The following is an 11854-nucleotide window of genomic DNA, read 5'->3' as shown; positions in this document are numbered from 1 at the left end:
CTGCACCGCCCCCACCCGCGACCCCTCCCCGCAAGGGGGAGGGAAAGATCGGGATCGACCCTACCAGTTCCGGAACTTCGCGGGCGGCTCGTAGAGGCCCCCCGACCAGTGCACGAGATCCTTGATCGACTTGGCCGCGAGCAGCGCGCGGTCGGCGTCGAGGGGCTCGATGCCGAGATCCTCCGGCCGGCGGATCACCCCGCGGGCGCGCAGCTCCTCGACCTTGGCCCGGTCCCGGCCGCGGCCGACCTCGGTGTAGCCCGCGACCCCGCGGATCGCCTGCTCGCGCTCGTCGGCGTCCCGGCACAGGAGGAGGTTGGCGATGCCCTCCTCGGTGACGATGTGGGTGACGTCGTCCGCGTAGATCATCACCGGGGCCAGCTCGAGCCCAATCTTTTTGGCCAGCTCCAGGGCGTCGAGCTTCTCGACGAAGGTCGGCACCAGCTTCTCCCCGAAGGTCTCGACCAGCTGCACCACCAGCTTGCGCCCGCGCATCAGCGCCGGATCGCCGACGACCTGACCTTCGCGCCCGGCCTTCATCCAGGCATCGGACGGGTGGCGGCGGCCATGCGGATCCGAGCCCATGTTGGGCGCGCCACCGAAGCCGGCCACCCGCGACTGCGTGATCGTCGACGAATGGCCCATCAGGTCGATCTGGAGGGTCGCGCCAATGAACATATCGCAGGCGTAGAGGCCGGCGGTCTGGCAGAAGGCCCGGTTCGAGCGCAGGGAGCCATCGGCCCCGGTGAAGAAGATATCCGGCCGCGCGCGGATGTAGCGATCCATGCCGACTTCCGAGCCGAAGCAGTGGACCTGTTGGACCCAGCCGGATTCGATCGCCGGAATCAGCGTCGGGTGCGGATTAAGCGCCCAATGGGTGCAGATCTTCCCCTTCAGGCCCAGCTTCTCACCGTAGGTCGGCAGCAGCAGCTCGATTGCGGCCGTGCCGAAGCCGATCCCATGGTTGAGCCTTCGGATGCCGTATTCCGCATAGATCCCCTTGATCGCCATCATGGCGATCAGGATCTGGGTCTCGGTCATCGCCGCAGGATCGCGGGTGAACAGCGGCTCGACGTAGAACGGCGTGTCGGCCTCGACCACGAAGTCGATTCGGTCGCCCGGGATGTCGACCCGCGGGACCTTGTCGACGATCTGATTCACCTGGGCGATGACGACGCCGTTCTTGAAGGCGGTGGCCTCCACGACGGTGGGCGTGTCCTCGGTGTTGGGCCCGGTATAGAGGTTGCCGTCTCGGTCCGCCGAGACGCCGGCGATCAGCGCGACGTGGGGCGTGAGGTCCACGAAGTAGCGGGCGAACAGCTCGAGATAGGTGTGCACCGCGCCGAGCTGGATCTGGCCGCCGTAGAGCATCTTGGCGATGCGCGCGCCCTGCGGGCCGGAATACGAGTAGTCGAGCCGCTTGGCGATGCCGGTCTCGAACACGTCGAGATGCTCCGGCAGCACGATGCCCGACTGGACCATGTGCAGGTCGTGGACCTTGCCCGCGTCGCAGGCCGCAAGCCCCCGGGCCAGGCAATCCGCCTGCTTCTGGTTGTCGCCCTCCAGGCAGACCCTGTCGCCGGGGCGCAGCACCGCCTCCAGCAGATCGACCACGGAGCCGGCCGGCACGACCTTGCCGTCGGCATGGGCGCGCCCCGCCGCGATGCGTGCGTCGCGCGCCTCTCGTTCGCCGCGCCACTGGGTCATCCGCGCGTTCCCCTTGTGTATGCAGTGACCGAGATAAAGCGCTGGTCAGGCATTTTCTAGCACGTTCTAATCACGGTTCCGTATACGGGATTGCCGATCTGTCAACATCCTGCATATTTATCCCAACAAGACAGCAGGCGATTCGGGAGGGAACGCAGCATGCCGAGCGCGTCGAGACGGGCGCTGCCGCGCGCCGCAAGCACCGCCGCGGGAGGGCAAGGCCGATGATCGTCCTGGGTGTTGCCCTCCTCGCCGCGTGCACGCTGGTCGGCGTGTATCTCGGCGATCTCCTCGGCATCGCGCTGGGGGTGAAGGCCAATGTCGGCGGCGTCGGCATCGCCATGATCCTGCTGATCGTCGCCCGGCTCTTGCTGTCCTGCCGGGGCGGCCTGACCAAGGGCGTGCAGTTCGGCGTCGAGTTCTGGGCCGGCATGTACATCCCGATCGTTGTCGCCATGGCGGCCCAGCAGAACGTGGTCGCGGCGGTGAGCGGCGGCCCGATCGTGATCATCGCGGCCACCGGCTCCCTGGTCCTGTGCTTCGGCGCGGTGGCGCTGCTGAGCCGGATCGGCCGGCGCGATCCTGGCAGCCCGGAGGTCGAGTACGGCGGCTCCGTGATCGGCGGCGAGGCCGATCCGGTGCCGACTGGGAAACAGGGGTGAGCGCCATGGAACACGCGATGGACAACGACCTCGGACATTGGATCTGGAACGGAATCGAGCACGTCTTCATCGAGCAGAGCCTGGTGGCGGCCTTCGCGGTGGTGGGCGCCTTGATCCTGGTCTCCAACCTGGCGGCCAAACGCTTCACGCGGGGCCGCGTTCACGGCTCGGCCATCGCGATCGTGCTGGGGCTGGGGCTCGCCTATGTCGGCGGGCTCTACACCGGCGGGAAGAAGGGCGTCGCCGACATCCCGGCGCTGGCCGGGATCGGCCTGATGGGCGGCGCGATGCTGCGCGACTTCGCCATCGTGGCCACCGCGTTCGAGGTCGACGTGATCGAGGCCCGCCGGGCCGGGCTGGTCGGCGTGCTGGCGCTGGCGCTCGGCACGATCATCCCGTTCCTCGTCGGCACGCTCACCGCGGTGGCGTTCGGCTACCACGACGCGGTCTCGATCACGACCATCGGGGCGGGAGCGATCACCTACATCGTCGGCCCGGTGACCGGGGCGGCGATCGGAGCGGATTCCACCGTCATGGCGCTCTCCATCGCCACCGGGGTGACCAAGGCCGTGATGGTCATGGTCGGCACACCATTGGTTGCTAAGCTGATCGGCCTCGACAACCCACGGTCGGCTATGGCCTATGGCGGCCTGATGGGGACGGTGAGCGGGGTCGCGGGCGGGCTCGCGGCGACGGACCCTAAGCTAGTCCCGTACGGGGCGCTCACCGCGACCTTCCATACCGGGATCGGCTGCCTCGTCGGTCCCTCGATCTTCTACTTGACGGTGCGGGCTCTGGTCGGTTGACCAACCGCGGGGGCGCGGGACGAAGTGATGCACGGCGAGTTCCAGAAGATCGACACCGGGCTTCTCTCCGACCGGATCCGCAACGCGCTCACCGACGCGATCACGTCCGGTGAGATCCCGGCCGGCACGGCCCTCGACGAGCAGAACCTCGCGCAGCGCTACGGCGCCTCGCGCACCCCGGTGCGCGAGGCCCTGCGCCAGCTCGCGGCCTCCGGACTGGTGGAGGTCCGCCCGCGCCGGGGCGTGGTGGTGGCCCGGCTGACGCCGGAGCGCATCGCCGACATGTTCGAGACCACCGCGGAGATCGAGGCGATGTGCGCCCGGCTCGCAACCTACCGGATGACGCCGCTGGAGCGCGGCCGGCTGATGGACCTGCAGGAGGATTCCGCCGCCGCCGTGGAAGCCGGCGACGTCGACGCCTACGACCGGCTCAACCGCGCCTTCCACGAATCGCTCTACGCGGCGACCCACAACAGCTTCATGGCCGAGCAGGCCCTGGCGATCCGCGAGCGCCTGGCCGCCTTCCGCCGGACCCAGCTCCGCCACGGCGATCGGATCCGCCGTTCACGGGACGAACACGGCGAGATTCTCGCGGCTATCGCCGAGGGGGATGGGGAATTGGCGGCTCGGCGGATGCGGGCCCACATGCTGCGGGCCGCGGCGGCGTTGGGGCGGTATATTGCGGATACGGTGGGTTGATGGGCTTTCAGACTTCCATCGCCATCATGCTGGCTGCCGGTTGCATCAACCCGCAGGATGTTTTGGTTAAAAACTCGCATAAGCCCGAGTTTGTTGATTAAATTTGCGAATTAAAAACTCTACATCGCAATAATCTTCAGGCTAAACGCTCACTTGTAGCTATCGTGCCTCGACCACGTCGCGGTACTCGACTTCGAAAAATGCGATGGGGTAAACAAAAGGCATCCGGCCGGATTCTTGATCGATGCGCCTGAGATGAAATACAGTCGCAGCATCAGGCATTGTTCCAGCATTCGACGGAGCGGCCCGCAATATAGCAGATCACTGCAGAACTGCGTAACACCACGGTGAGGCGGCCAATCTTAATGGTCTTGCGGCTCATACCGAAGATCATCAGGGCCTTTACACCACCTCCCGCGCCACGCCCCCCTTCCCGGCCCCGCTTCCACCCAGCGCCTCCGCCAGCTTCCCGATCCGCTCGGCGGCTCGCCCGATCCCGTCGGCGGCGCGGGCGGCGTCCTCGGCCCGGGCGCGGTCGGCGGCTTCGGTGGCTTTGCGGAGATCCGCCGTCTCGGCCTCCAGGGCGGCGTGGCGGGTGCGCAATTCGGCCAGCTCGTCGGCGATGGTCAGGGCGGCCATCACCTGGAGGCGCATGTCGCCGATCTCGCCGAAACTCTGGCGCATCTCGCCGATGCGCGCGCCAAAGCTCTCGGCCAGCCCGGTGAGATGGGCCTCCTCGCCGGCACCGCAGGCCATGCGGTAGAGCTTTCCGTCGATGGTCACGTTGATCTGAGGCAAGGATCGCTCCGATGGACGGCGGCGCTGGACGGAACCGGTCAGGCCCGGCCGAGCACGCCCTGGACGGTCTGGATCGCGCGGTCGAGTCGCTGGCCGACCAGTCCGGTCGTGGCCTCGACATCGGCCAGATGCGCGCTCGCGGCGTCGAGGGCGGCGGCGAGCCGGGCCCGGTCCTCGTCCATCAGCGCCAGCTCGGCGTCCCGGTCGTCGGGTTCGGCCTCGGCCTCCAGGCGGCGGGCCACCACCGCGTCCAGGCGGCTCAAGGCGGAGTCGAGCCGGGCGAAGGCCGCGTCGATGGGGTTCGTGTCCGTCCTGTCGTCGGCCATGGGGCTCCGCTCGCCGGGCGCATCGTCCCGACGGGCGGGCTCTCGGGCGACGATGCTTCGGGGCCTTAAGTTTCGGCCGGATGCGTCCGGAATTCCAGTCCGAAATGTTGGTGCGTGTCCGCGCCGTCGCGCCTCAGCAATCGCCGTCGCACAACCCTGTTTATTGGATGTGGGAGAGAACCGTGTTTGTCACGGGCGTGCGTTTGACAGGTGGAGACGCCATGTTAGACAGCCGCGCGCTCCCGTAAAGGGCCGCCCAAGATATGCCGGATGGCCGGTCCATGACAGTCCCGTGGCCTCAGCCAACGCCGTCGGATCCGATCGGCGCGACCGGAGCGGCCCGGCCTGTCACGGCACGGTTCATCGCAGGTTCAAACCCGCCCGCCCAGATCGGCCCCGCCCGGTCGGCCTGGAGGCGGGCCGCCACGGCGTCATCCCGAAAGGCGGGGTTCGGCTTTCGGACAGGATGAGGCCACACGAACGACACTGCGCCGAGGACCGGGTGACCGGCCCGGTGCGCGGTGCTCCGCAGCAGGAAGGAGTCACACCGTGACGAAGGTTGCCATCAACGGGTTTGGACGCATCGGCCGCAACATCCTGCGCGCCATCGCGGAATCCGGCCGGACCGACATCGAGGTCGTGGCGATCAACGATCTCGGCCCGGTAGAGACCAACGCCCACCTGCTCCGCTTCGATTCCGTCCACGGCCGGTTCCCGGGCGAGGTCGCGGTGGACGGCGAGTTCCTGGTGGTCAACGGGAAGCGCATCAAGGTCACGGCCGTGCGCAACCCGGCCGAGCTGCCGCACCGCGACCTCGGCGTCGACATCGCGCTCGAGTGCACCGGCATCTTCACCGCGAAGGACAAGGCCAAGGCCCATCTCGACGCCGGCGCCAAGCGCGTGCTGGTCTCGGCGCCGGCCGACGGCGCCGACCTCACCGTGGTCTACGGCGTCAACCACGACAAGCTGACCGCCGAGCACCTCGTCGTCTCGAACGCCTCCTGCACCACCAACTGCCTGGCGCCGGTCGCCCAGGTGCTGGACGCGGCCGTGGGCATCGAGCGCGGGTTCATGACCACGATCCACTCCTACACCAACGACCAGCCGTCGCTGGATCAGATGCACAAGGATCTCTACCGGGGCCGCGCCGCCGCGCTCTCGATGATCCCGACCTCCACGGGCGCCGCCAAGGCCGTGGGCCTGGTCCTGCCCGAGCTGAAGGGCAAGCTCGACGGCACCGCGATCCGCGTGCCGACTCCGAACGTCTCGGCGGTGGACCTGGTGTTCACGGCCAAGCGCGCCACCTCGGTTCAGGAGATCAACGACGCGATCAAGGCGGCCGCCGCCGGTCCGCTCAAGGGCGTGCTCGGGGTCACCGACCAGCCGAACGTCTCGATCGACTTCAACCACGATCCGCACTCGTCCACCTTCCACCTCGACCAGACCAAGGTGATGGACGGCGTGCTGGTGCGTATCCTGACCTGGTACGACAACGAGTGGGGCTTCTCGAACCGCATGGCCGACACGGCCGTGGCGATGGCCAAGCTCATCTGAAGACCCCGACGCCCGCCGGTCCCGACCGGCGGGCGCCTTTCGACCGAACGGCCTCACCTCGAACCAGGGGATCATCCCGGGATGACCGACGCTTCGCAGGGCACGTCGAGCGGACAGGGCGCCGTCGTGACGCCCACGCCCAAACCCGCACCCACGCCGGCGGCCACGACCGCCCCGGTGGCGACGGCGCCCGCGCAGGGGCTGCCGGCGAGCCACCTCCTCGATCAGCTCGCGCGAATCGAGGACAAGTGCTCGCGGATCGAGGACAAGTACGCGCGCTCCGAGTCCCTGCTGTCGCGGGTCGAGGACAAGGTCGAGAACGCCGCCAACCGGATGAACGAATCCGCCCGGCAATCCGATCTCGCGGCCCTGCGCACCGAGATGCGCGGGCTGGCCGACCGCACCCGGCGCCTGCCCGGCACCGGCGCGCTTGTGCTCACCGCGGTAATCACCGCGATCCTCACCGTCGTGCTGATGGTGGCGGTGCAGCGCCTCAACCTCGACCGCCTGATTCCGGCGCCGGCTGCCACGTCCGGCACCACCGTTCAATAACAGCCCTCGACCCGAACAGGACCGCATGAGCGCCTTCCGCACCCTCGACGACGCCAGCGCCCTGACGGGCAAGCGCGTGCTGATGCGCGTCGATCTCAACGTGCCGATGGAGAACGGCCGCGTCACCGATGCGACCCGCATCGAACGCGTCGTGCCGACCATCCGGGAGGTCGCCGAGAAGGGCGCCCGCGTGATCCTGCTGGCCCATTTCGGCCGCCCCAAGGGCAAGCGCGAGCCGAAGGATACCCTGGAGCCGGTAGTGCCGGCGCTGAGCCGGGCGCTCGGCCGGAACGTCGCCTTCGCGGCCGATTGCGTCGGCGACGACGCGGCCCGGGCCGTCGCCGCGCTGAAGGACGGCGACGTCCTGCTCCTGGAGAACACCCGCTACCATCCCGGCGAGGAAAAGAACGACGCGGCCTTCGCGGACGCGCTTGCGGCCAACGGCGACGTCTACGTCAACGAGGCGTTCTCAGCGGCCCACCGCGCCCACGCCTCCACCGAGGCTCTGGCCCATCGCCTGCCGGCCTATGCGGGCCGCGAGATGCAGGCGGAGCTCGAAGCCCTGACCAAGGGCCTCGAAGCGCCGCAGCGGCCGGTGATCGCGCTGGTCGGCGGCGCCAAGGTGTCGTCCAAGATCGACCTTCTGGAGAACCTGGTCGCCAAGGTCGACATGCTGGTGATCGGCGGCGGCATGGCCAACACCTTCCTGCACGCGCAGGGCAAGGCGGTGGGCAAGTCCCTGTGCGAGAAGGACCTCGCCGAGACCGCCCTGCGCATCCTGGCGGCCGCGGACAAGGCCGGCTGCCGGATCATCCTGCCGGTGGACGCGGTGGCGGCCACGGAGTTCAAGGCCCAGGCCCCGCACGAGACCGTGCCGGTGGATGCGGTGCCCGCGGGCAGCATGATCCTCGATGCCGGCCCGCGCTCGGTCTCCGACATCAACGCCGCCATCGATGACGCCAAGACCCTGGTCTGGAACGGCCCGCTCGGCGCCTTCGAGCTCGCACCGTTCGACGCCGCCACGGTGGCCGCCGCCAAGCACGCGGCCGCACGCACGGCGGCCGGCCAACTGGTCTCCGTCGCCGGCGGCGGAGACACCGTGGCCGCGCTCAACCACGCCGGCGTGGCCGCCGCCTTCACCTACGTCTCGACCGCGGGCGGTGCCTTCCTCGAATGGCTGGAGGGTAAGGCCCTGCCGGGCGTCGAGGCGCTGCGGGCGCAGGGCTGACTGAGGACGGCGCGGCTCTCTCATGCGCTTCTCCCCCGCCACCGCGCACCGATCTATCTTTCCGGCGTTGGAAGTCGGGGGTGTCGAATGGCTGCGTGACGACGGGCAGAACGCGCGGATCGAGATCCTGACCGGCGTTCGGGCCGCCATAGCGCCGTCGCAGGCCAGGCCGCTCACGCCGAGGCGCGCCACGACCTTGGAGGTGCGGGCGCTGTAGACAACAGCATTCCCACCGGTCGAGACCGGCTCCGGGGATGCTATGTTGCGCATTCGATATGCGCGTGTCCGAGGGTGGATCCGGTATCCGGACTCGGGCGCTCTATTTCCGTCGCCGTGGGCGATCGGGCAAACCACCAGACGGCAAGCGGGAAGACAGACGACGATGGCACGGATCACCCTCAGGCAGCTCCTCGACCACGCGGCCGAGCACGAATACGGCGTGCCGGCGTTCAACCTGAACAACATGGAACAGGGTCTGGCGATCATGGCGGCGGCCGACGCCACCGACTCGCCCGTGATCCTGCAGGCCAGCCGCGGTGCCCGCGCCTACGCCAACGACGTGGTTCTGGCCAAGCTGATCGACGGCTTGGTCGAGATCTATCCGCACATCCCGGTCTGCATGCATCTCGACCACGGGAACAACGAGGCGACCTGCGCCACCGCGATCCAGTACGGCTTCACCTCGGTGATGATGGACGGCTCGCTCAAGGGCGACGGCAAGACCCCCGCCGACTACACCTACAACGTCGAGATCACCCGCAACGTCACTCAGATGGCTCATTGGGCGGGCGTCTCGGTCGAGGGCGAGCTTGGCGTGCTCGGCTCCTTGGAGAGCGGCCAGGGCGAGGCCGAGGATGGCCACGGCGCCGAGGGCGTCCTGAGCCACGATCAGCTGCTCACCGACCCGGACGAGGCGGTGAAGTTCGTCGAGGCCACGAAGGTCGACGCCCTCGCGGTTGCTATGGGCACCAGCCACGGCGCCTACAAGTTCACCCGCCAGCCCGACGGCGACGTGCTGGCGATGAACGTGATCGAGGAGATCCACCGCCGCCTGCCGTCGACTCACCTGGTCATGCACGGCTCGTCCTCGGTGCCGCAGGACCTGCAGGACATCATCAATCAGTACGGCGGCCAGATGAAGCCGACCTGGGGCGTGCCGGTCGCGGAGATCCAGCGCGGCATCAAGCACGGCGTACGCAAGATCAACATCGACACCGACAACCGCATGGCGATGACCGGCCAGATCCGGAAGATCCTGACCGAGAACCCGTCGGAGTTCGATCCGCGCAAGTACCTGAAGCCCGCGATGGATGCGATGACCAAGCTGTGCAAGCAGCGCTTCGAGGAGTTCGGCACTGCCGGCAAGGGCTCGAAGATCCGCCCGGTCTCCGTCTCCGAGATGGCTAAGCGCTACGCCAGCGGCGCGCTGGACCCTAAGATCGGCGCGCGTTGACGGTCCGGCCGGCCCGATGAGCAGCAATCAGCGCCTCGCCCTCCTCGGGCCCCACAACCTGGATGCCGACGGCATCGACGCCTTCGCGGCCGCGCTCGGCGCGGCCTGCGGGGCGGGCGATGTCGCGGCCGTGATCCTGCGGCTCGCCGCCACCGACGAGCGCGGGCTCACCGCCCGGGTGAAGCAGGTCGCGCCGATCACGCAAGAAGCCGGCGCGGCCCTCGTCGTGGCCTGCCCGGGGTTCACCGGCGACCTCGTCTCGGTGGCGACGAGAGGTGGCGCCGACGGGGTGCATGTCGACAAGCCGCGCGACCTGAAGGACCTGCGCGACCGTCTCCGGGACGGGCGCATCCTCGGGGCGGGCGGCATCGAGACCAAGCACGGTGCCATGGAGGCGGGCGAGGCCGGCATCGATTACCTGATGTTCGGCGGTCTCTATCCGGACGGCGTCGCTCCGGAGGCCGACACCGTTCTGGCGCGCGCTGAATGGTGGGCCGAGATCTTCGAGACGCCCTGCGTCGCGGTGGCCGCGACGGCGGACGAGATCGCCTCCCTGGTCGCCACCGGGGCCGAATTCGTCGGCCTGGAGAGCGCCCTGTGGCTGCCCGGGACCGAAACGGTCGCACGGGCGCAAGCCGCGATCGCGGAGCGGGCCGCGTGAGCCTGCGCGTCCTGGATCTGCCCGTCCTGGTCCTCGCGGTGGCGCTGGCCACAGCGCTGCCGGCGCTCGCCGCGCCCGGCGCGCTCGATCCGGCCAAAATCGTCGCGCCGTCCGACAAGACCACGATGCCGGAGCTTCCGAGCCCCTACACGCCGAACTATTCCCGAGGCGCCGTCCCGCCTGCCAGCGGCCAGCCGGCGGACCTCGCCTACGGTGCCTATCAACGCGGCCAGTACGTCACCGCCTTCCGGGAGGCGACCAAGCGGATCGAGGCCAATCCCAAGGACGCCGCCGCGATGACGCTGTTGGGCGAGCTCTACAACCAGGGGCTCGGCGTCAAGCAGAACCCCGTGAAGGCGGCCGAGTGGTACCGCCTTGCCGCCGCCCAGAACGACGCTGCCGCGATGTCGTCGCTCGGCCTGATGGCACTCGACGGGCGCGGCATGCCGAAGGATCCCAAGGCCGGCCGGCGCTGGCTGGAACAGGCCACGGCCCAGGGCTCGTCCACGGCCGCATACAATCTCGGGCTGATCCTGATCGGTACCGGCGCCACCGCCGACGAGGCGGCGGCCGCCACGCAGTTCCGGAAGGCCGCCGACGCCGAGATCGGCCTGGCCCAGCACGACCTGGGCGTGCTCTACCTCCAGGGCCGCGGCGTCCAGAAGGATTCGAGCCAGGCGGCCCAGTGGTTCCGCCGCGGGGCCGACAACGGCGACCTCGCCAGCGAGGTCGAGTACGCGATCCTGCTGTTCAACGGCAACGGCGTGACCAAGGACGAGCGCTCGGCCGCCCGCTACTTCCTGCACGCGGCCTCGCGTGGCAACGCCATCGCACAGAATCGGCTGGCACGACTCTACGCCGTGGGCCGGGGCGTGTCGAAGAACCTGATCGAGGCCGCGGCCTGGAACCTCGCCGCCGCCGCGCAGGGCCTGTCCGACGCCTGGCTCGACCAGACCCTGGCGGGCCTCAGCGGCGACGAGCGCACCCGCGCCGAGCGGCTGGCCAACGAGCGCATCGAGCAGCGCTGAGGCGGACAGTGGCCGGTTGGGCCTGGCGGTACAATCCAGCCGCACCCTCATCCTAAGCGGCTCCGCGTCGATCCGTCGTTTGTCCTTCGCTCCACGATCAAACGGACGCGGGTGCGGCCACCGACAGATGGGAGCGCCAGGACGTCGCGCGAGACCCGTCTCTCGGGTGAGCGTCCAGATTAACTTATCGAACTCTAGACTGGCCCTGGCGGCATGAGACGTTCTCCCGAAGCCAAGCGCGCCCTCTCCCACGGTAATTACCCACCCCCTTGCGCGGGTTGGGTTTCGCTGATTCCCTCGTGGGATGGTTCGTACCGATCTTGAGCGGCTGAGCCGCGAGGAGTTGATCGAACTGGTGCTGCGGCTGCAGCGTCCGGATA

The 11854-nt window shown here is 68.9% G+C and carries 13 protein-coding genes; 10 read left to right on the top strand and 3 right to left on the bottom strand.

The window, feature by feature from the left end; genetic code table 11:
* Window positions 1-60: 60 nt before the first annotated feature.
* Window positions 61-1707: a malonate decarboxylase subunit alpha gene (mdcA, locus tag FV242_RS29685; protein ID WP_147910127.1), complete on the bottom strand. Its 1647-nt coding sequence runs from the start codon at window positions 1705-1707 to the stop codon at window positions 61-63.
* A gap of 224 nt (window positions 1708-1931) precedes the next feature.
* Here mdcA and madL point away from each other — a divergent pair, with 224 nt between their 5' ends.
* The 3 genes from madL to FV242_RS29670 are packed head-to-tail and all read left to right on the top strand — an operon-like array spanning window position 1932 to window position 3874.
* A complete protein-coding gene (gene madL, locus FV242_RS29680) occupies window positions 1932-2369 on the top strand; it encodes a malonate transporter subunit MadL (protein ID WP_147941425.1) in 438 nt (145 codons plus the stop codon).
* Window positions 2370-2410: 41 nt separating this feature from the next.
* Window positions 2411-3175 carry a malonate transporter subunit MadM gene (gene madM, locus FV242_RS29675; protein WP_147941426.1) on the top strand — a complete coding sequence of 255 codons (765 nt, stop codon included), beginning with the start codon at window positions 2411-2413 and terminating at the stop codon, window positions 3173-3175.
* A gap of 27 nt (window positions 3176-3202) precedes the next feature.
* On the top strand, window positions 3203-3874 hold the full coding sequence (locus FV242_RS29670) for a GntR family transcriptional regulator (RefSeq protein ID WP_147856369.1): 672 nt from the start codon (window positions 3203-3205) through the stop codon (window positions 3872-3874).
* Between the two features lie 402 nt (window positions 3875-4276).
* Here the strand turns inward: FV242_RS29670 and FV242_RS29665 are convergent, their stop codons facing one another.
* Both FV242_RS29665 and FV242_RS29660 read right to left on the bottom strand, forming a co-directional pair.
* Window positions 4277-4672, bottom strand: coding sequence for a cell division protein ZapA (locus tag FV242_RS29665; RefSeq protein ID WP_147910125.1), 396 nt, complete (start codon window positions 4670-4672; stop codon window positions 4277-4279).
* Between the two features lie 38 nt (window positions 4673-4710).
* A complete protein-coding gene (locus tag FV242_RS29660; RefSeq protein ID WP_147910124.1) occupies window positions 4711-4998 on the bottom strand; it encodes a DUF4164 family protein in 288 nt (95 codons plus the stop codon).
* Window positions 4999-5547: 549 nt separating this feature from the next.
* Here FV242_RS29660 and gap point away from each other — a divergent pair.
* The 7 genes from gap to FV242_RS29625 all read left to right on the top strand — a co-directional run bounded on the left by gap (window position 5548) and on the right by FV242_RS29625 (window position 11474).
* Window positions 5548-6552 carry a type I glyceraldehyde-3-phosphate dehydrogenase gene (gap, locus tag FV242_RS29655; RefSeq protein WP_147910123.1) on the top strand — a complete coding sequence of 335 codons (1005 nt, stop codon included), beginning with the start codon at window positions 5548-5550 and terminating at the stop codon, window positions 6550-6552.
* A gap of 81 nt (window positions 6553-6633) precedes the next feature.
* Window positions 6634-7104, top strand: coding sequence for a hypothetical protein (locus FV242_RS29650; RefSeq protein ID WP_147941424.1), 471 nt, complete (start codon window positions 6634-6636; stop codon window positions 7102-7104).
* A gap of 25 nt (window positions 7105-7129) precedes the next feature.
* Complete coding sequence (gene pgk, locus FV242_RS29645; protein ID WP_147941423.1) at window positions 7130-8332, top strand: phosphoglycerate kinase; 1203 nt, start codon at window positions 7130-7132, stop codon at window positions 8330-8332.
* A 22-nt stretch (window positions 8333-8354) separates the two neighbouring features.
* A complete protein-coding gene (locus FV242_RS29640; protein WP_147941422.1) occupies window positions 8355-8549 on the top strand; it encodes a hypothetical protein in 195 nt (64 codons plus the stop codon).
* Window positions 8550-8714: 165 nt separating this feature from the next.
* Window positions 8715-9785 (top strand): class II fructose-bisphosphate aldolase, encoded by a 1071-nt coding sequence (fba, locus tag FV242_RS29635; protein WP_147910119.1) that lies wholly within the window; start codon window positions 8715-8717, stop codon window positions 9783-9785.
* Between the two features lie 16 nt (window positions 9786-9801).
* A complete protein-coding gene (locus tag FV242_RS29630) occupies window positions 9802-10446 on the top strand; it encodes a thiamine phosphate synthase (protein ID WP_147941421.1) in 645 nt (214 codons plus the stop codon).
* Window positions 10443-11474, top strand: coding sequence for a tetratricopeptide repeat protein (locus FV242_RS29625; protein WP_147941420.1), 1032 nt, complete (start codon window positions 10443-10445; stop codon window positions 11472-11474). The genes FV242_RS29630 and FV242_RS29625 overlap by 4 nt, the downstream gene beginning before the upstream one ends.
* The last annotated feature ends 380 nt before the right edge of the window (window positions 11475-11854 follow it).

The sequence above is a fragment of the Methylobacterium sp. WL64 genome, from assembly GCF_008039945.1.
In the GTDB taxonomy this organism is placed as follows: domain Bacteria; phylum Pseudomonadota; class Alphaproteobacteria; order Rhizobiales; family Beijerinckiaceae; genus Methylobacterium.
Note: the sequence above shows the minus strand (reverse complement) of the source record. Positions and strands in the feature narration are given on the sequence as shown.